The organism is Alphaproteobacteria bacterium, from assembly GCA_004295055.1.
Taxonomy (GTDB): domain Bacteria; phylum Pseudomonadota; class Alphaproteobacteria; order SHNJ01; family SHNJ01; genus SHNJ01.
Window position 1 is genome coordinate 1 of record SHNJ01000025.1, and the last position, 19483, is coordinate 19483.

Here is a 19483-nt window from a genome sequence, read left to right on the forward strand (position 1 = left end):
AAGGCCGCCGCGACTGGGTCATCGATAGGATGCAGGAAGAAGGATTTGTTAGCCGCGAAGAAGCGAAAAAAGCGAAAGATGCGGCTTTGCGAACAAAAAAACGCGGCGGGATCGAATCGGTTCGCGCCGACTATTTCTGCGAAGATGTGCGCCGCGATTTGTATGCGCAATATGGCGAAGATGAATTGTATAAAGGCGGACTTGCGATTTTCACAACGCTTGATCCTGATTTGCAACGTTATGCCGAAAAAGCGTTCAATGACGGTATTGTCGCGTATGACCGCCGTCACGGCTGGCGCGGCAAGACCTTTGGCCGATTGGAAAGCCTGGATAATTGGCAGCAAAAATTGGCGCATATGCAAGTGCCGCTTGGCATGAATGATTGGCAATTGGCTGTGGTTACGCAAATCGGCGCCAACGGCATTCGTGTTGGCGCGCGTGGCGGAGATGTTGGATATGTTACCGCTGCTGATTTGGCTTGGACTGGTAAAGGAAAAAATGCCGCTGGATTGCGGGTGGGCGATATTATCGCGGTCGCGGAACAATCGCCGGATGCCAAACCGGCAAAAGGCAAGGATAAAGCATATACGCTGCAACAATTCCCGGCGGTTAATGGCGGCATGGTGGTATTGGACGCGCATTCCGGCCGCGTGCTGGCGATGGTTGGCGGATTTAGTTTTGAAGAAAAAAAATCCGGCCAGTTTAACCGCGCCACGCAAGCCATGCGGCAAACAGGTTCCGCCATTAAGCCATTTGTGTATTTGACCGCATTGCTGAATGGCATGACGCCGGCGACTTTGGTTCTTGATGCGCCGATCACTATCGAACAAGGTCCCGGCTTGCCGTTATGGCAGCCGGAAAATTATACCGAGGATTATGCTGGACCAGCGACGATGCGGTATGGGTTGGAACAGTCGCGCAACTTGATGACTATTCGTCTGGCGCAAGCCGTAGGCATGGAAAAAGTGACGGGATTGATCGAAAGTTTCGGCGTTGCCGATAAATTGCCGCCGCAATTTGCAATCGCCTTGGGCGCATGGGAAACAACCCTGATGAAGCTGACGGCGGCCTATGCCACCGTTGCCGATGGCGGACGAAAAATTACCCCGCATATGATTGATCGTATCCAGGATCGGCGAGGGAAGCTGATATTTAAGGCCGACGCCAGAACTTGCGATATATGCAGAAATGTCCAATGGATGAACCAAAAGCCGCCGAAATTAATCGAGGTGCGTGAACAAATTATCGACCCGGTCGCCGATTATCAGCTGACTTATATGATGCAGGGTGTGGTTGAACGGGGGACCGCGGCGCGTGTAAAGGCATTGGGCGTTCCGATCGCCGGCAAAACAGGAACAACCAACGATTTCAAGGATGCTTGGTTTATGGCGTTCTCATCGGACTTGGTGGTCGGCGTGTATGTCGGGTTTGATCAGCCAAAATCGCTGGGCAATAAAGAAACCGGCGCCGCCGTTTCCGCGCCAATATTTATGGATTTTATGAAACAAGCCCTGGTTAAATATCCGGCGAAACCGTTTCCGGTGCCGGAAGGCGTTCGATTTATGCCGGTCGATATGCACACTGGCGAGCCAGCGACCGAAGGCGACAATGGCGTCATTCTCGAGGCATTCCGTTCCGATACGAATTGGGAAGGCAATATGGGCCGCATTATCGACGGCGGCAGCGGTTCGTCGAATTCAGACGATGATCGCGGATTTAGCTTTCCGTTCCAGTTAGACGGTGTTTATTAGTAAGGTGTCGGGTGTCTGGTTTCAGGTGTCAGGTTTGTTTTAGTTGAGGTTTAAAATTCTCTGCTATATATTTTTAACCTGAAACCCGATACCTGGAGCCTGAAACCAAATTATGCGCACCGAAATTCAACATATCGTCACTTCGATCAACGAATCGCTTCAGTTGATGCGGAGGTCTCTTTGACTGGGATAAAGCGGTCGTAAAACTTGCGGAATTAAATCAACGCGCGGAAGACCCGAATTTATGGGCCGACGCTGCGGCGGCACAAAAAGTCATGCGCGAGCGCACTTCGCTGGCTTCCAAAATCGATGCGGTGCGTTCCATTGAAAACGCGCTGAATGATAATATTGAGCTTGTAAAACTGGGGCAGGCGGAAGGCGATGCGTCGATTGTGGCGGAGGCCGAATCCGCGATCGGCAAATTATCCAAAGATGTCGCCAAAAAACGCCTGGAGACTTTGTTGTCGGGCGAGGCGGATGGCAATGATACTTATCTCGAAATCAATTCTGGCGCCGGCGGGACGGAGGCTTGCGATTGGGCATTCATGTTAATGCGCATGTATTCGCGCTGGGCGGAACAACATGGGTATAAAGTCGAAATTCTGGATGAATCGCCCGGCGAGGAAGCCGGGATTAAATCGGCAACCTTGCAAATTTCCGGGCCCAACGCCTATGGCTGGATGAAAGGCGAATCGGGGGTGCATCGCTTGGTGCGCATTTCTCCGTTCGATTCCAATGCGCGCCGGCACACATCGTTTGCCAGCGTGTGGGTGTATCCGGTGATCGACGACAATATCAATATCGAAGTGCAGGAAAAAGACATTCAGGTCGATGTGATGCGCGCATCCGGCGCTGGCGGTCAGCACGTCAATAAAACCAGTTCCGCCGTGCGCATGACGCATACGCCAACCGGTATTGTGGTAAAATGCCAATCCGACCGCAGCCAGCACCGCAACCGCGCGATGGCATTGCAGATGTTAAAAGCGCGTTTGTATGAACAGGAATTGCAAAAACGCGAAGCGGCGGCGCAGGCGCAGCATGAAGCAAAAACCGATATCGGTTGGGGCCATCAAATTCGTTCGTATGTTTTACAGCCTTATCAAATGGTCAAGGATTTGCGCACCGATCATGAAATCGGCAACGCGCAAAGCGTGCTGGACGGGAATATCGATCCGTTTTTAGAAGCATTTCTGGCGAAGCGGGTTTAGCCGTTTGGTTCGCGCGGGCCTGCACCAAACAATCTAACAACGCTATTGACCATACCCCCAAAAATATTCGGCCTGTTTTTAACTTGGGTGCCCAGCGGAAATACAGTTCTGGTCAAAACCTCCCCGCGTGTTGCATGCAAAGATTCCAATTCCGCTTGTCGAAATGGAACATCTTCCGGCTGACCGCGCAAGTAAGATTTCATCGCCTGAATTTCGGCGGCGGTACGCTTTGGCGCCCAATCTGCGGGATGCATTTGAATAACCTGCAAGCGATCGCACAAAATACCAATAATTTTTGCCCAAGTCTGAATGCCCAAAATATCTCCCAAATCGCGATCAGGCAATTTAGTACAGCCTATTCGCAATGTCGCGGCCATATCCAACAATGCGTCCGAAGGAAAAGTCCTAAGGTTATGCTGTTGATCCAATTGCTGTACAATGCCGGCGGCTTCTTCGGCCAATGTCATCGGACTGTTTTTAGATTTTTTGGCGCCAGCCGTTACATGTTTTGCGGAAAAATGGCACGCTTTTCCGATAAGAAATAAGTTATCTCGATTGGCGGGAATTCCTTTTTCTCCGTCTTTTCCCAAATGGGCAATCATATAAGATGCAAAACTATAACTTGCCTGAGCAATAATCGCTTTCTTAGGGCCTTCTACATCAAGACCCGGATGATTTATATTCTCGCCAGCCATTTTGATCCAAGTAAACATTTTAGCGCGCATTACGGATGGCGTATTTTGAAGGCGCGCAATAACTTCGGCTTCAAAGGCCAATTGTCCAACCAAATCAGCTGATGGTGTTTGTGGTTTTTGCTTTGCGTCTACAGCGGTAGGCGCGGTAGAGCTGGGAGATGGCATATGTGCTGAAACAGCTATTGGTTTACGAAAAGTTTTGGCCATGGCTGCACCCCCTATTTTCCATTAAAGATATGATATTATTGGGTTTTTGTCAATAAAAAAGCGGCCCGAAGGCCGCTTGTCATGGAAAGTTCACCTAATTTTATTAGGCGCGCTTACGTTTCGATTTCGTTTTTGCCGGTTTTGTTTTGACTTTATTTTTGGTTTTCGGTTTTGGTTTTTTTGACGTTAGTTTTTTCGCGGCGATTTTCTTAGCCTTGCTTTTTACTTTGGCTGTTTTGGTTTTTGCTGTTGGTTTTACATTATTGTTGGCCGCAATATTTTTTCCGCTGATCATCGCGCGCACTTCGTCAATATGGCCCGGCACCGAAACTTTGCGCCAGATGCCGCGAATAATTCCTTTTTCATCGATCAGGAACGTTGCGCGTTCGATCCCCATATATTTGCGGCCATACATGGATTTTTCCGCCCATGTTCCATAATCTTCGCACAGGCTGCCATCTTCGTCGGACAATAAATCGAACGGCAGACTATATTTGGCGCGGAATTTATCATGGCTTTTAAGATCGTCCTTGGATACGCCAAGCACAATAGCGTTTAAATTGCGAAAAGCGGCGATGGAGTCGCGGAAATCGCAGGCTTCCATGGTGCAACCCGAAGTGTCGTCTTTCGGGTAGAAATACAAGACCACTTTCTTGCCAGAAAGTGAGGATAGACTGATTTTCTTCCCGCCTGTGGCCGTAACGTTGAAATTGGGAGCTTTATCGCCGATTTTTAATGCCATTTTATGGTCCTTCCGCAAATTTGGTTGGGATCTGTATGGTGATGATATAAACTAATCCGCTTATAGTGCAATAACCGTTTTTGTATTTTGTATGATTAAACGCAGTAGCAAATTGTTGATTGAAATCACCGGCGTCGTTTTGGCCGGTATCACGCTTATTGCCGTGGCGTTGGGCCTGCGTTTAATGATGGGGCCAATCGATCTCGATTATTTAAATCCTTACATTGTTTCGGGGTTGGTGGATAAAGACGCGCCGATGCGTCTGCAAATAGAACATACTCAAATGGAATGGGACGGCGATCACCAATCGGTGGTGTTGCGCCTGCAATCGCTGCAAGCGTTCGATGCCAATAATCAGCCCATGGCAACTTTGCCGGATCTGGCGATTGGAATCAGCGTGCCTAGTTTATTGATCGGCAAAATCGCGCCATCGCGCATTGTTTTGATTCAGCCTTCCTTGACGGTGATAAGGTATGCGGATGGGCATATTGGCTTATCGGATATGCGCAATGCGAATGCGGCGGTTGAAGAAACGCCGAAAGACAATCAAAATATTCTTGCCGAAGAAATATTGGACTCCTTAACCGGAAAAGATAACGGTCATCCGGCGCTTACGGCTTTGCGGCGGGTGGAAATCCGCGAAGGCGAGATTTTATTCGATGATCAGAAAAACGAAGTTTCATTATGGGCGCCTAAAGTAAATTTGAAATTGGTCCGCAACCGCAAGGGGATTTTTGGCCGCGCCGAATTGCAACTGGAAATGAATGAAAAAATCAGCCAGTTTAAAACCGATATCGCTTGGCCGGCCGGCGGCGACGATATTTCGGTTAAAAGCCAGTTTGAAAATATCGATTTTGCCAATATTGCCGCGCTATTGCCGGAAATGCGCGATTTCGCATTCTTGAAAACGCCGATTAGCGGCGAATTGAACGTCAACGGCACGCGCTCCGGCGTTATTCAGTCGATTTCATTTAAAGCCAAGGGAACTGGCGGACAAATCGAAAAGTCCGATTTTTTTGCCAAGGACGTTCCGGTACAGGGCATCAATCTGGATGCACAATATGATCAGCAAGGCAATCTGCACATTAACGCCGCCGATTTTAATTTTGGGACGATGAAGGCAAATGTGTCGGGCGATGTTATTAAAACCGCCGATCAATACCAAATGCATATCAAATCCGAAATTCATAATCTGGATATCAAGGATCTCGATATGTATTGGCCGCAGATCGTGGCCAAGGATGCGCGCGATTGGGTGGTTCCCAATGTGCAGCAGGGCCAGGTAAGCATTGCCAAAGCCGAATTTAAAGGTCACGCGCCAAAAGATAACCCGGCGCAATTGACAACCGATGAAGTAAAAGGCGAAATTCATTTCGCCGATGCGACCGTGGATTATTTTCACCCACTGCCGGTGGCAACCGGCGTTGACGGCGTGGCGACATTCGATGCCGATAATTTCTGGGTTAAAACCACCAGCGGCGCGGTGCAGAAAATAAATCTGGGCGCGGGGGATGTTACCATTCGCGGATTGTCGCAACACGATCAGGATATCGATATTAAAATCGCCGCATCCGGCGATCTGACAACGGCGATACAAATCGTCGATCACGAGCCGTTAAAATTGCCTAGCAAACGCGATATCAAAGCGGATTCGATTCGCGGCGATTTTACCGCCGATCTTAGTTTCAAGTTTCCCTTGCTAAAAGATCTGCAATTGGAACAATTGGCAATTGCTGTTAATGGAAATTTGCAGAAAGTATACTACAATAATGCGTTCTGGGGCTTTCCTTTATCGCGCGGACAAATGAAAATCGCAATTACGCAAAGCGATATGGAAATCAGCGGCGACGCCTATCTGGCCGGTCTTCCTATGGGATTGGTGTGGAAAGAAGATTTCCGTGACAAACCCAAAAATGTTCGCAGCCAGTATTTGGTATCGGCCGCGCTGCCGGATATTGGCATCGATATTCTGGACCTGCCGAAACCGCTGCCGATATCGGGCATAGCGGATGTGGAATTGGATTATGCGGTTCTGAATAAACAGGACAGCCGTTTATCCTTGAAAGCCAATTTGCAAAAAACAGCGATCGCGGTTCCGCAGGCCAATTGGTGGAAAGAAACCGGTACGCCGGCCACGGGCAAGATAGATATGATTCTAGCCAATAACGAGTTGCGGCAAATTTCCAATTTCGGTCTTGCGGCCAAGGATGTCAAAATCGACGGCACGGCGGAATTCAATGCCGGCAATATATTGTCGCGCCTTGAGGTAAAACAATTGCAAACCCCAGGCAATAATGCCCAAGTGATTATGAAGCGCGAGAAAGAAAAATCTTATGTAGTTAATTTATGGGGTAACCGGTTTGATATGGCGCATATTTATCGTGCGCGGGACGAAGAAAAAGACGATACAATTTATACCATAGACATAAACCTTGCCAATTTGTCCCTGGGCGGATTGCAAGATTTTATGCAGGTTAAATCGCGCAAAATTGTGAAAAATGGCGAATTCGAATCGATGCGGTTTAACGCGGTAACGCAAAATCAAAAAGAAAATCCCGTGCCGGCAGAAATAATAATTTTGCCGGATCCATCCGGTCGGCGTCTGACTGTTAAATCCGACGATGCCGGTTCGTTTCTGCGCGCGGCGGATATATATGATTCCATGCATGGCGGAAAAATCAGCATTGAAGGTGCTTATGACGATAAGAAAAAAGACCCAATTCTGAATGGCCGCGTTTTAATTACCAATTTTTCGGTCAAGGATGCGCCGATTTTGGCAAAATTGCTGAATCTTTCTTCCTTGCCTGGAATTTTACAAAATCTTTCCGGCGAAGGAATCGGTTTTGAAAAGCTCGCGGCCGATTTTAAATTGCAGAACGATCTGGTCAGCGTCAAAAAAGCCCGCGTCAGCGGATCGTCGATCGGATTGAAAGCCGATGGCAATATCGATTTAAATCGCGGCTTGTTCGATTTGGATGGGGTTCTGATTCCGGCCAATTCGATCAATAAAATCATTTCCGATATTCCGCTGGTGGGCACGATTTTGACCGCAGGCGGCGAGCAACCGTTGTTTGCTTTTACCTATAGTATTAAGGGTCCAACCGGCGCGCCGCGCGTAAGCGTGAATCCATTATCCGCCCTGACGCCTGGAATTTTGCGCGAAGTATTTGAAAACTAATTATATTTATAGAAATAATATTCCAAAAACCGGTCATTTAATATCGATTGATTGGCTTAAAAATCATTGATATAGAAACAAAAATTTTATTGGAGGGAATAATGAGAAACAATACAGCCTTAGCATGGGCATTGTCCGCTGCTGCCATTTTTACTTCGCCAGGTGTGGCATTTGATGGCACCGCCGCAGATCCAAGAAATGCGCTTCGCAATCCACCCACCAAACTTGATTTGAACAAGCTTATTGTTCAGGAAGTGCCGAAGGATGAAAACTCTACGGCAATCAATATATCCCAGGCTGTTAATGACAAGCAAATCGGAAGATTCGATATCTGTTGGATGGGCATTCGCGTAAATGCGATTGTTCCCCAGCGTTTTATTCAAGACGGTAAAATTGTTGAAAATGACAAATTACCCGCAGAATTAAAGCCGTCATTCTCCGATTGGTTGCAAGGGCATACGAGGTCTTATGAAGCGGCTATTTTCGGACAAAAAGAAGCCGACGCCCAACAGGCAATCAATAACTGCGTTTTTCTGCGCCAATCCATTAAACCCACCGATAAAATATTTCTAGACCAAGCTTTGCTTAGTGCAATGGAGGCGCTACAGAAGGCGTCTGTGACCAAAGATCAAAAGCCGGAAGAGCTTCAAAAAGCATTGGCCAGGGTTATGGCTTTAACCTCGGTCGGCGCCGACGTGCGTCAGTCCGTTCTAAAGCGGGATAATGCTGGAAATATAGTGATCGATCAAAATGGTAAGTCGGTTAATACCAATCTGTCTGAAATCATTCAGCCGCTTTTGCCGGCTGGCGCAAAATTATTTCCGAACTGCTTTTTGAATTATGGATATGTGATAGATCTAAGCGAATTTCTGCCTGCTTTAAGCAAGGCGGCAAAAGAGCAGAATCCGATGCCTTGGAACGATAAGTTTCCCGCATTTGTTCAGCGCGCGGTTGATTCTGGAAATTTGCCGCCAAAAAATTTGATCAGCTTTATGTTGTTTCTAGATTGGAAAAATGTTCCCGATGCCGCTGCTGCGGAAATGGCAGAAACGCTTAAAAATAGCAAATTTCCAGAGGTCGTTTTGGTTGCCGGAGAAATTGCAAATCGGGCGAAGTTTGCAGACAACAATTATAAACCGCTTCGCGATCGTTTAGTTAGCATTCGCGATACCGGCAGGCCTGAAAAAGATAATGGGGCCAAATTAGAATTTAAACCGATAGAATTTAAATTTAATCCTGGCAATAACGGACGCTAATCAACCAATCTTCAACATCGCACACTTTTTTGCCTGTGGGTTTCTGGGCATTTGCTATCCGCACTATTCACCCTATATTAAGTTTCGAATAGTTATTAATTGAAGGAAGCGGCAAGTGTCTTTTATCATAGATCCCGGCGTTAAAATCGGCCATGTGCATTTAAAAGTCGCGGATTTGGAACGCGCGCTTGGATTTTATTGCGGTGTTCTGGGGTTTCAAATCAAAGCGCGCTATGGGCGCGAGGCCGCCTTTATCGCCGCCGGCAATTATCACCATCATATCGGCCTTAATACCTGGGAAAGTTTGGGAGGAACGCCGCCCGCGCCAGGCACCACAGGGCTTTATCATTCCGCGATTTTATATCCTAGCCGCGCCAAGCTGGCCGAGGCATTGCGGCGCGTATTAGACGCCGGGATCGCGCTCGATGGTGCCAGCGATCATGGCGTCAGCCATGCCCTTTATCTGCGCGATCCGGATCAGAACGGCGTTGAACTATATTGGGATAAACCAGAAAATGAGTGGCCTCGCAAACCGGATGGCAGCATCGATATGTATACGCGCCGTTTGGATTTGGATGCGTTGCTGAAAGAATCGCCGGTTTAAATCACGATTTTAAAACAAGGCCGATTTTTTTCTTGCCTGCGCTGACTTTTGCGCCATTTCCACCGCCGAAATCTTGCGCGGAAAAATTATACAACTCATTGTCTATTGGCTTATCGTTCACTTTGACGCTGTTGGATTTGATCAGGCGGCGTGCTTCGCTTTTGCTGGCGGCGAATTGCAATTGAACCAGCGCATCGGCCAGGGAATCGGATTGAATTTCGATTTTCGGAATATCGCCGCCAATGCCGCCTTCCTCGAACACTTTGCGTGCGGTTTCGGCCGCATGCGATGCCGCATCCGCGCCGTGGCATAGTTTAGTCACTTCGGTCGCGAGAATTTTCTTTACGTCGTTCAGCTCGCCGCCTTGTGCTTTTTCCAGGCGCGCAATTTCATCCATTGGCAGTTCGGTAAACAGGCGCAGGAATTTGCCCACGTCGGCGTCTTCGGTATTGCGCCAATACTGCCAGAAATCGTATGGTTGCAGGCGTTCCGCGTTCAGCCATACCGCGCCCGAAGCAGTCTTGCCCATTTTCGCGCCGCTGGATGTCGTCAGTAGCGGACAGGTCAGGCCGAACACATCGCGCTGGGAAATGCGCCGCGCCAGATCGACGCCGCTGATGATATTGCCCCATTGATCCGATCCGCCCATTTGCAGATTGCAACCATAACGCCGCTGCAATTCGACGAAATCATATCCTTGCAAAATCATGTAATTGAATTCCAGGAACGATAGAGGCTGCTCCCGTTCCAGGCGCAGTTTCACCGAATCCATGGTCAGCATGCGGTTGATGGAAAAATGCCGCCCCACATCGCGCAGAAACGGAATATATTCGAGTTTATCCAGCCAATCGGCATTATTGACCATAATGGCGTCCTGCTTGCCGTCGCCGAATTTCAAATAATTGCCGAACACGCGCTTGATGCTGGCCATGTTCGCGGCGATGACTTCGTCGGTCAGCAATTGGCGCGATTCGTCTCGGCCGGATGGATCGCCGACCTTGGTCGTGCCGCCGCCCATCAGCGCGATAGGCTTGTTACCGGTTTTTTGCAGCCAATGCAGCATCATGATCGACAGCAAATGCCCGACATGCAGCGAATCGGCGGTGCAATCATAGCCCACATAGGCGACCACTTCGTTTTTATGCGCCAGCGCGTCCAATGCCACGAGATCGGTGCCTTGGTGAATAAAGCCGCGCGATTGCAAGATATTTAAAAATTCGGATTTGTATGTCATGCTTTGCTTTGCCAGTTTTAAAAGAGCCATATACTATAATATTGCCATGACAGAATCCAGTCCACTTTACAACATTATCGGCCTTATGTCCGGCACATCTATGGATGGTGTGGACGCGGCTTTTATTCAAACAGACGGCGAAAACCGGCTGGTTTTTGGGGCGGGGCACTATTTGGCCTATCCGGCGGATTTTCAAAAACGGCTGGAATCGGTTTTGGGCGGCAAGGGCGATGTGGCTGGCGTTGCCGCCGAACTGACCCAATTCCATATCCGCGCGACGCGGGAATTATTGGCGACTCTGGGCAAAAATCCGGGCGAGGTCGATTATCTGGGATTTCACGGCCATACGATCTTTCACGATCCCAAAAATAAAAAAACGTTACAAATTGGCGATGCGGAAATGTTGGCGCGCGAAACCGGAATCAAGGTTGTTTATGACTTCCGGTCGGACGATGTTGCGGCGGGTGGACAGGGTGCGCCGCTGGTCCCTATATTTCATCGGGCGTTGTGCCGTGATTTGCCGAAACCGGTTGCGGTTTTGAATATTGGAGGTGTTGCCAACGTGACGTATATCGGCGCGAACGGCGAATTGATCGCGTTTGATACAGGGCCAGGCAATGCCATGATCGACGATTGGATACGGCAACATAGTAATCAAACATTCGATGAAAACGGTGAGACCGCGCGGCGCGGAAAAATAGATGTTGGAATATTGGCGGAATTTTTGGCCGATTCTTATTTCACGCAAACGCCGCCCAAATCGCTGGACCGGGATCATTTCAATGTATCGCTGGTGCGGGATTTGAATCTGGCCGATGGCGCGGCGACATTGGCCGCATGCACGGTGCAATCCATTATTGCCGCCCAAAGTTTCTTTCCATCCGCGCCATTGCAATGGATTGTATGCGGCGGCGGACGGAAAAATAGATTCTTGATGGATTCGCTGCGCGCCGTGTTGCCGCATGTTAAAAATGCCGATGAATTAGGATGGAACGGCGATTTGATTGAAGCACAGGCATTTGCCTATCTGGCCGCGCGCGTCATACGCGGCTTGCCGATCAGCTTCCCCGGCACGACCGGCGTGAAACAGCCGTTAACGGGCGGAAAAATCTTTTTAAAATAGTTAAGCGCGGCGTGTACGCACACGAACCGGTTTGGCTGGCTGCATGGACTCGATCAGATATTTATCGACCGTGCCGCATAATTCATCCAAATGTTCGGTGAAATAATGATTCGCATCTTTGATTTCGTGATGCGTGATCGTAATGCCCTTTTGCGCGGATAATTTTTTGACCAAATTTTGCACCGCGCCTTCGGGAATAATTTCATCCTGTCCGCCGGACACCATCAAGCCCGAAGATGGGCATGGCGCCAAAAATCCGAAATCGAATAATCCTGCTGGCGGAGCGACAGAAATAAATCCGGCGATTTCCGGACGGCGCATCAATAACTGCATGCCGATCCAGGCGCCAAACGAAAACCCGGCAATCCAAACACTTTCAGCATTTGGGTTATAGGTTTGCAACCAATCAAGCGCTGCGGCTGCATCGGCCAATTCGCCTTCGCCCCGGTCGAAATTGCCTTGGCTGCGTCCGACGCCGCGATAATTAAACCGCAGGGTGGAAAATCCGCGTTTCAAAAATGTTTGATACAAGGCATAAACCACCTTGTTATTCATCGTGCCACCGTGCAGTGGATGCGGGTGCAACATCACGGCGATCGGACAAGTTTTGCTCGGACCATGCTGGTAACGGCCTTCGATACGGCCGGATGGGCCGTTAAAGATGACTTCAGGCATCAAACACCTCAAAAAATCGTTTATTTTCAATAATATAGTTCAAGCGAAAGGCCATAAAATTCTTGCGGGATTATAGTTGACTGTTTTACTCAACATTATTATATATGGCTTATACTGTAAACAATACCAAGGCTATTGCTATAAAAGCCTTACAAGGCTGCGGACTATAACGAAACATGCCAGAAAAGGCAAGAAAAACCGTAGATAGGGGTTAAGTCATGCGATTAGGTACCAAAGGACGATATGCGGTAACGGCATTGGTGGATATAAGCCGCCAATGCGCCCAGGATGGCACGGATAAGCCTGTAAGCCTCGCGTCCATCGCCGCGCGTCAGGAAATATCGTTGTCGTACCTGGAACAGTTATTTTCAAAATTAGGCAAACGCGGCTTGGTCAAAAGCATGCGTGGCCCAGGCGGCGGATTTTGTTTGGCTAAGTCCGCGGAAGAAATTCTGATTTCCGATATTGTGGATGCGGCCGACGAACCGATTCGCACCACCAATTGCAATAACGATCCTAACCAAGGTTGCCGCAGCGACAAAAGCCGGTGTTTAACCCATCATTTATGGGAAGAATTGGGCGAAGTGATTCACGATTATTTATCCTCGGTTACTTTGGCCGACGTGGTCAATGGGAAATTATCCGGTGTTAATGGATGTATTGAAAAACAGGATTTAAAATTCATTCCAATGCAAAAGGAAAAATTGGTCAATGCGTGATGTGGTTTACATCGATTACAACGCGACTTCCCCGCTGCGTCCGGCGGTGCGGGAGGCTATGGCCGCTGCGATGACCGTTCCGGGCAATGCCTCGTCTATTCATGCTTTTGGCCGCAAAGCGCGCCAAAAAGTAGAATCCGCTCGGTTGGAGATCGCGGAATTTATCGGCGCCAATGCAAACCAGATTATTTTCACTTCCGGCGGTACCGAAGCGAACAATACCGCCATTCAATGCACGGGGCGCAAGCGTGTTTTAGTGTCGGCGATCGAACATGATTCGGTGCGTTTGGTAAATAAGAATGCGGAAATTATTCCGGTCGATCACAACGGTACTGTACGGCTGGATTTGTTGGAGCAAATGCTGGTGGCGAATAGCGAGCCTGCATTGGTATCGGTTATGCTGGCGAACAATGAAACCGGCGTGATCCAACCGGTCAAACAAATTGCCGAAATAGCCAAAAAATATGGCGCGTTGGTGCACACGGATGCTGTGCAGGCGCTGGGCAAAATGCCAATTAACTTTGCCCAACTGGGTGTCGACTTGATGACAATTGCCGCGCATAAATCCGGCGGTCCGCAAGGCATAGGCGCGCTGGTTTTTACCGATGCGGTTCCGCTGATGGCGCTGATACGTGGCGGCGGTCAGGAACGTTCGCGCCGTTCAGGCACGGAAAATATCGTGGCAATCGCCGGATTTGGCGCCTTGATCGGCGAATTGAAACAAAGAATGGCAACCGAGATTTTGGTTATGCGCCGTTTGCAACAGCAATTGGAAAGCGCGATTGTTAAAAACAGCACCGTTAAAATTGCCGGCATGGATGCGCACCGTTTGCCGAATACGACTTGTTTAATTTGGCCGGCGATGAAAAGCGATATGCAATTGATGCGCCTCGATATGGCTGGCGTCGCGGTCAGCGCGGGATCGGCCTGTTCATCGGGAAAAATTAAACCGTCGCAGGTATTGCAGGCGATGGGGTATGGCGCGGATGTCGCCGATTGCGCCTTGCGCGTATCGACGGGATGGAACAGCGATGCGCACGATATCGAGGATTTTTTGGTTAATTATTTATCGTTAGATCAGAATTATTCTAAGTCGAATTTAAAAGCAGGATAAGGAACGAAATTATGGGAATGGCAGTAAAAAAAGAAATTAATTTAGAACGCGCGCAAAGCCGTACGATGGCCGCGCCGACGCAAAAACCGGTGTACCTGGATTACCAGGCGACCACGCCCATGGATCCGCGCGTTCTGGACGCGATGATGCCGTATTTTACCGAAAAATTCGGCAATCCGCACAGCCGTAATCATTTATTCGGCTGGGAAGCGGAAGACGGCGTGGAAACAGCGCGCGAGCAAATCGCGTCCCTGATCAATGCCGATCCAAAAGAAATCGTGTTTACATCCGGCGCGACCGAATCGAACAATTTGGCGATCAAAGGCGCGGCACAATGTCACAAAAACAAAAAAAACCACATCATCACTTGCGTTACCGAACATAAATGCGTTCTGGATTCTTGCCGCCATTTGGAACAAGAAGGTTTCACGGTCACATACTTGCCGGTGAAACAAAACGGCTTGATCGATTTGAACGAATTGAAAAACGCCATTACCGATAAAACCGTATTGGTGTCGATTATGGCGGTGAATAATGAAATCGGCGTGATTCAGGATTTGGCTGCGATTGGCAAAATCTGCCGCGAACGTGGCGTATTTTTCCATACCGATGCGGCGCAGGCCGCCGGCAAAATGCCGATGGATGTTGAGGCAATGAATATCGATATGATGTCGATTTCCGGCCATAAAATTTACGGACCAAAAGGCATCGGCGCGCTGTATGTGCGCCGCAAGCCGCGTGTGCGTCTGATGGCTTTGATTTCCGGCGGCGGACAGGAACGCGGCATGCGGTCGGGCACTTTGCCAACGCCATTATGCGTTGGCTTGGGCAAGGCGTGTGAGATCGCGCAGAATGAAATGGCATCCGAATCAGAACGGTTGAAAAAACTGCAAGACCGGTTTTTGAACGGCATTCGCAAAGAATTGGATCAGATTTATATCAACGGCGATATGGAACACCGCATTCCAGGAAATTTGAATATCTCTTTTGCCTTCGTCGAAGGCGAATCGTTAATGATGGGCATTAAAAACCTGTCGGTGTCGTCGGGTTCTGCCTGTACTTCCGCGTCGCTGGAACCGTCTTATGTATTACGCGCGCTGGGCGTTGAAGAAGAATTGGCGCATACATCGCTGCGTTTGGGTTTTGGCCGCTTTACGACCGAATCCGACATTGATAAAGCAGTGCATGATATCACCAGCGCCGTAAAAAAACTGCGCGCCATGAGTCCGTTATGGGAAATGGTGCAAGAGGGTATCGATTTGAAATCTATCCAATGGGCGGAGCATTGATATGGTAGCGATTGCAATCAAAGCGGTAACAAGTTTCGAACAAAAAGGCGCCGATGGGCCGGATGTTGTGAACGTCGAGGTTAGTTTTGGAACGCAGGACGGCAAGATAGTCGGCGTTCAGGTTTGCGAGTGCAATACAACCTTTCAAAGAGTGGCCGGGTTAGAAGGATTGGCAGATAGAAGAAACACCGCGGCGGAAGGCGTGTTGGAAGGTGGCAGTTTGACAATAACGGGTGCAGTAATGCAATTGGATCCCACTTTGGAACAGCGTCTGGCAATGGCTCTTCGTAACGGAGAGCAAGTATCCGCTCTCTTAGTTGCAATAAACGATGCTCTGCGGAGACAACAGCTTCAATAAGATAAAAGGAGAAATACCATGGCTTATAGCGAAAAATTAATCGAACATTATGAAAATCCACGGAACATAGGTTCCCTGGATAAGAACGATAAAAATGTCGGCACCGGTTTGGTCGGCGCGCCGGCTTGCGGTGACGTGATGAAACTCCAAATCAAAGTCAATGATGCCGGTATCATCGAAGACGCGAAATTTAAAACATTCGGCTGCGGTTCGGCGATTGCATCGTCTTCGCTGGCAACCGAATGGATTAAAGGAAAATCGGTGGACGAAGCCGCGCAAATTAAAAATACTGAAATTGCGCAGCATTTGGCCTTGCCGCCAGTGAAAATTCACTGCTCGATCTTGGCCGAAGACGCGATCAAAGCCGCGATCAAAGATTACAAAGCGAAAAACGATAAACAGGACGCCGCGTAAATGACCGATTGCACGACCGAATCCAAAGATCTTCCTGCCGCACCGCAAGGCGCGGTAAAAACCCGCGCTGCCCGGCCGAAAATGCCGGCATTGACCATTACCGATGCGGCGGCAGAACGCGTTCGCAAATTATTGGATGCGCGCGGCAAGCCATCGGCCGGTATTCGCATCGGCGTTAAGGCGCGTGGATGTTCCGGCATGACCTATACATTGGAATATGCCGATGCGCGTGATCCGATGGACGAAGTGGTCGAAGATAAAGGCGTTACGATTTTGATTGAACCGAAAGCGACCCTGTTTTTGCTTGGCACCGTAATGGATTATGTCGAAGACAAATTGCAGTCCGGGTTCAAATTCACCAACCCGAATGAAAAAGGCCGTTGCGGTTGCGGCGAATCGTTTCACGTTTAATGGGTTTCATATGCCAGTGGTTAAATCCAATAATCCTTTACCGATGGGCAAAAGCGCCTGCTGGTCTTGCGCTGAAAATCAGCGTTTAGAATCTTTATTCTGCCCGTCCTGTCATGCGGTGCAGCCGCCAACCGCAAAAAATTATTTTGAATTGCTGGGTATCGTGCAGGATTTTACGGTCGATCTTGGGCAATTGGAAAAAAATTATATTGAATTGCAGAAAAAACTGCATCCAGACCGGTACGCGAATAAAACCGGCCAGGAAAAATTGCTGGCGCAAAGCCAGGCGGTGGATATCAACGAAGCATACCACACCTTAAAAGACCCAATGCTGCGCGCCAGTTATTTATTGCGTTTAAATGGCATCGAATACGATGTTCAAAAAGAACGCACCATTCACGATGCCGAACTTTTGACCGAAATGATGGATCGGCGCGAACAAGTATCGGAAATAACCGATTCGGACGGATTTGATGCGGTATTGGCGGAATTATCCGGTGAAATGGATAGCCAATATCGTTTGATTGCCGATTTTATTAAAACGGCAAATTGGAATGGCGTTAAAGAATTGCTATTGCGCCAGCAATATTTGCAGAAATTACAAAAAGATATTCGGGAACGCCAAGCCCAGTTGCTTGGGAGCGGGTTATGATCGGCCTGCTGCAAATTCATGAACCTGGCCAAACGCCGGCGCCGCACGCCAATGAACAAGGCGTGGCGATTGGCATTGATTTGGGCACCACCAACACCGTGGTGGCGTTTTCGCACGGGCAAAAAGCGGAAATTATTTCCAATAAAACTGGCGAGGGGTTGATTCCGTCAGTTGTTGCCTATGATAAAAATGGCGTGAATGCCGTTGGCAAGGCTGCTATCCACGCGCCAAATTCTATCCGGTCGATCAAACGCCTGATGGGCAAAAGCGCAGATCAGATTGCCGGTGTGCAAGGAATCGAAGCCTATCCGATCGATCGTGCGCAAACCGGCATTATCCGCCTGAATGTGGCGGGGCAATCCCTGACACCAATTCAAGTTTCGGCAGAGATTTTAAAAGCCGCCAAAGCGCAAGCGGAACAGGCTTTGGGTAAAAAGGTTGACCGGGCGGTTATTACAGTGCCCGCTTATTTTGACGATGCGGCCCGCACCGCAACCCGCGATGCCGCGCGAATTGCCGGGATCGATGTTTTGCGTCTTTTAAATGAACCGACCGCGGCGGCGGTGGCCTATGGCCTAGAAAACGCCGCCGAAGGCGTTTATGCCATTTACGATCTGGGCGGCGGCACGTTCGATGTATCGATTCTGAAATTGGAACGCGGCGTATTCCAGGTAATTGCAACCGGCGGCGATACGGCCCTGGGCGGCGATGATTTTGACAAAGCGATAGTGGAATTTTGGTCCGCGCAAAAGAAAATAAATCTGACGGCGGCTAATTTGCAGGAAATATTGTTGTCGGCGCGTCAGGCGAAAGAAGCGCTGACAACGCAAGATTTATGGGAAAGTGAAAATTTAAAATTATCGCGCATGGAATTTGAAAATATTGCCGGGAAATTGATTGCGCGAACATTGAATATTTTCTCCCGCGTGTTGCTGGATGCTCAATTGAGCAAAGCCGGAATTAAAGATATTGTTTTGGTCGGCGGTTCGACGCGCGTGCCGCTGGTACGGCAGAAACTGCTGGAGTTTTTTGGCAAGGCGCCATTATGCAATTTGAATCCCGATACGGTGGTTGCGGCTGGCGCCGCCATTCAGGCCGAAGCATTGACATCAGGCAGCGATCATTTATTGCTGGATGTTTTGCCATTATCGCTGGGCGTTGAAACCTATGGCGGACTGGTGTCGAAAATTATCGATCGCAATACGCCGATTCCGGTGGCTAAGGCGCAGGAATTTACCACGTATCAAGACGGGCAGGGCGCAATGGCGATTCATGTGCTGCAAGGTGAGCGGGAAGCGGCATCCGATTGCCGGTCGCTGGCCAAATTTGAATTGCATGGCATTCCGCCGATGACCGCTGGCGTGCCGCGTATTTTGGTGACTTTTACGGTGGATGCCGATGGGCTTTTGACCGTCAGCGCGACCGAAAAAACCACCGGCCAATTGCAACGGATCGAGGTTAAGCCGACCTATGGCATCACCGAAGACGAAATGGCGCAAATGTTGCGCGATTCGATGATTCACGGGGCCGAGGATATGCAAAAACGCCTTCTGGCAGAGGCGCGGATCGAGGCTGAACGGCTGATCCATGCCGTAAACGAAGCGCTGAAATTGGATGGAAATATGCTGTCCGCTGCGGAGTATGCAAAATTATCGGAATCTGCTAAAACATTGGCGGATTTATTGCCATCGGCCGGACGCGAGAAAATCAATCAAATGGCCGAGGTTTTGGAGCATGAATTTTTACCCTTCGCGCAAATGCGGCTGGACCGCGCCATTGCGCAGAATTTGGAAGGGCGGAAAATCGGCGATGTGGAATTAGGAACTTAGAAATCAAAGTGGAGAAAAAATAAA

General features: G+C 49.2%; 18 protein-coding genes. 14 read left to right on the plus strand and 4 right to left on the minus strand.

Annotated elements, in window-relative coordinates:
• On the plus strand, positions 1–1751 hold a 1751-nt coding region (locus EYC62_05935; protein ID TAH33891.1), incomplete at its 5' end, for a penicillin-binding protein.
• 112 nt (positions 1752–1863) lie between these two features.
• A protein-coding gene (locus tag EYC62_05940) for a peptide chain release factor 2 (GenBank protein TAH33892.1) occupies positions 1864–2959 on the plus strand; the annotation gives its coding sequence in 2 pieces (ribosomal slippage) (positions 1864–1932 and positions 1934–2959; 1095 coding nt in all).
• Here the strand turns inward: EYC62_05940 and EYC62_05945 are convergent.
• On the minus strand, positions 2956–3861 hold the full coding sequence (locus tag EYC62_05945; GenBank protein TAH33893.1) for a hypothetical protein: 906 nt from the start codon (positions 3859–3861) through the stop codon (positions 2956–2958). The genes EYC62_05940 and EYC62_05945 overlap by 4 nt on opposite strands.
• 103 nt (positions 3862–3964) lie before the next feature.
• The gene (locus EYC62_05950; protein ID TAH33894.1) at positions 3965–4603 is read right to left on the minus strand and encodes a thioredoxin-dependent thiol peroxidase; all 639 of its coding nucleotides are present in this window, start codon (positions 4601–4603) and stop codon (positions 3965–3967) included.
• Between the two features lie 91 nt (positions 4604–4694).
• On the opposite strand from EYC62_05950, the gene EYC62_05955 reads away from it, so the two are divergent.
• The 3 genes from EYC62_05955 to EYC62_05965 all read left to right on the plus strand — a co-directional run bounded on the left by EYC62_05955 (position 4695) and on the right by EYC62_05965 (position 9641).
• Positions 4695–7781: a DUF3971 domain-containing protein gene (locus EYC62_05955; protein TAH33895.1), complete on the plus strand. Its 3087-nt coding sequence runs from the start codon at positions 4695–4697 to the stop codon at positions 7779–7781.
• A 101-nt stretch (positions 7782–7882) separates the two neighbouring features.
• Entirely contained in the window at positions 7883–9037 is a 1155-nt protein-coding gene (locus tag EYC62_05960; protein ID TAH33896.1) for a hypothetical protein, read from the plus strand.
• A gap of 115 nt (positions 9038–9152) precedes the next feature.
• Positions 9153–9641 (plus strand): glyoxalase, encoded by a 489-nt coding sequence (locus EYC62_05965; protein TAH33897.1) that lies wholly within the window; start codon positions 9153–9155, stop codon positions 9639–9641.
• A gap of 1 nt (position 9642) precedes the next feature.
• Here the strand turns inward: EYC62_05965 and EYC62_05970 are convergent, their stop codons facing one another.
• Positions 9643–10875, minus strand: a complete 1233-nt coding sequence (locus tag EYC62_05970; GenBank protein TAH33925.1) for a tyrosine--tRNA ligase — start codon at positions 10873–10875, stop codon at positions 9643–9645.
• 46 nt (positions 10876–10921) lie between these two features.
• Between EYC62_05970 and EYC62_05975 the strand changes: the two genes are divergently transcribed.
• Positions 10922–11998 carry an anhydro-N-acetylmuramic acid kinase gene (locus EYC62_05975; protein ID TAH33898.1) on the plus strand — a complete coding sequence of 359 codons (1077 nt, stop codon included), beginning with the start codon at positions 10922–10924 and terminating at the stop codon, positions 11996–11998.
• On the opposite strand, the gene EYC62_05980 is transcribed toward EYC62_05975, so the two are convergent.
• On the minus strand, positions 11999–12673 hold the full coding sequence (locus EYC62_05980; protein ID TAH33899.1) for an alpha/beta fold hydrolase: 675 nt from the start codon (positions 12671–12673) through the stop codon (positions 11999–12001). It abuts the gene before it with no gap.
• Positions 12674–12891: 218 nt separating this feature from the next.
• Here EYC62_05980 and EYC62_05985 point away from each other — a divergent pair, with 218 nt between their 5' ends.
• The 8 genes from EYC62_05985 (at position 12892) to hscA (ending at position 19459) form a co-directional block, all read left to right on the plus strand.
• Positions 12892–13392: an Rrf2 family transcriptional regulator gene (locus tag EYC62_05985; protein ID TAH33900.1), complete on the plus strand. Its 501-nt coding sequence runs from the start codon at positions 12892–12894 to the stop codon at positions 13390–13392.
• Positions 13385–14506 (plus strand): cysteine desulfurase, encoded by a 1122-nt coding sequence (locus tag EYC62_05990; GenBank protein TAH33901.1) that lies wholly within the window; start codon positions 13385–13387, stop codon positions 14504–14506. Before EYC62_05985 ends, EYC62_05990 begins: the two co-directional genes overlap by 8 nt.
• A 65-nt stretch (positions 14507–14571) precedes the next feature.
• A complete protein-coding gene (gene iscS / locus EYC62_05995; GenBank protein ID TAH33926.1) occupies positions 14572–15795 on the plus strand; it encodes an IscS subfamily cysteine desulfurase in 1224 nt (407 codons plus the stop codon).
• A 1-nt stretch (position 15796) separates the two neighbouring features.
• A complete protein-coding gene (locus EYC62_06000) occupies positions 15797–16153 on the plus strand; it encodes a hypothetical protein (GenBank protein ID TAH33902.1) in 357 nt (118 codons plus the stop codon).
• A gap of 18 nt (positions 16154–16171) precedes the next feature.
• A complete protein-coding gene (gene iscU, locus EYC62_06005) occupies positions 16172–16567 on the plus strand; it encodes a Fe-S cluster assembly scaffold IscU (protein TAH33903.1) in 396 nt (131 codons plus the stop codon).
• An 81-nt stretch (positions 16568–16648) separates the two neighbouring features.
• Positions 16649–16978, plus strand: coding sequence for an iron-sulfur cluster assembly accessory protein (locus EYC62_06010; GenBank protein TAH33927.1), 330 nt, complete (start codon positions 16649–16651; stop codon positions 16976–16978).
• Positions 16890–17630, plus strand: a complete 741-nt coding sequence (gene hscB, locus EYC62_06015) for a Fe-S protein assembly co-chaperone HscB (GenBank protein ID TAH33904.1) — start codon at positions 16890–16892, stop codon at positions 17628–17630. The genes EYC62_06010 and hscB overlap by 89 nt, the downstream gene beginning before the upstream one ends.
• Positions 17630–19459, plus strand: a complete 1830-nt coding sequence (hscA, locus tag EYC62_06020; protein ID TAH33928.1) for a Fe-S protein assembly chaperone HscA — start codon at positions 17630–17632, stop codon at positions 19457–19459. Before hscB ends, hscA begins: the two co-directional genes overlap by 1 nt.
• The last annotated feature ends 24 nt before the right edge of the window (positions 19460–19483 follow it).

Bases quoted from the DNA above. Each gene is read 5' to 3' on its own strand.
- EYC62_05945 (TAH33893.1), bottom strand. From the start codon at position 3,861: ATGGCCAAAACTTTTCGTAAACCAATAGCTGTTTCAGCACATATGCCA.
- EYC62_05950 (TAH33894.1), bottom strand. From the start codon at position 4,603: ATGGCATTAAAAATCGGCGATAAAGCTCCCAATTTCAACGTTACGGCC.
- EYC62_05955 (TAH33895.1), top strand. From the start codon at position 4,695: ATGATTAAACGCAGTAGCAAATTGTTGATTGAAATCACCGGCGTCGTT.
- EYC62_05960 (TAH33896.1), top strand. From the start codon at position 7,883: ATGAGAAACAATACAGCCTTAGCATGGGCATTGTCCGCTGCTGCCATT.
- EYC62_05970 (TAH33925.1), bottom strand. From the start codon at position 10,875: ATGACATACAAATCCGAATTTTTAAATATCTTGCAATCGCGCGGCTTT.
- EYC62_05975 (TAH33898.1), top strand. From the start codon at position 10,922: ATGACAGAATCCAGTCCACTTTACAACATTATCGGCCTTATGTCCGGC.
- EYC62_05980 (TAH33899.1), bottom strand. From the start codon at position 12,673: ATGCCTGAAGTCATCTTTAACGGCCCATCCGGCCGTATCGAAGGCCGT.
- EYC62_05985 (TAH33900.1), top strand. From the start codon at position 12,892: ATGCGATTAGGTACCAAAGGACGATATGCGGTAACGGCATTGGTGGAT.
- EYC62_05990 (TAH33901.1), top strand. From the start codon at position 13,385: ATGCGTGATGTGGTTTACATCGATTACAACGCGACTTCCCCGCTGCGT.
- iscS (TAH33926.1), top strand. From the start codon at position 14,572: ATGGCCGCGCCGACGCAAAAACCGGTGTACCTGGATTACCAGGCGACC.
- EYC62_06000 (TAH33902.1), top strand. From the start codon at position 15,797: ATGGTAGCGATTGCAATCAAAGCGGTAACAAGTTTCGAACAAAAAGGC.
- iscU (TAH33903.1), top strand. From the start codon at position 16,172: ATGGCTTATAGCGAAAAATTAATCGAACATTATGAAAATCCACGGAAC.
- EYC62_06010 (TAH33927.1), top strand. From the start codon at position 16,649: ATGCCGGCATTGACCATTACCGATGCGGCGGCAGAACGCGTTCGCAAA.
- hscB (TAH33904.1), top strand. From the start codon at position 16,890: ATGTCGAAGACAAATTGCAGTCCGGGTTCAAATTCACCAACCCGAATG.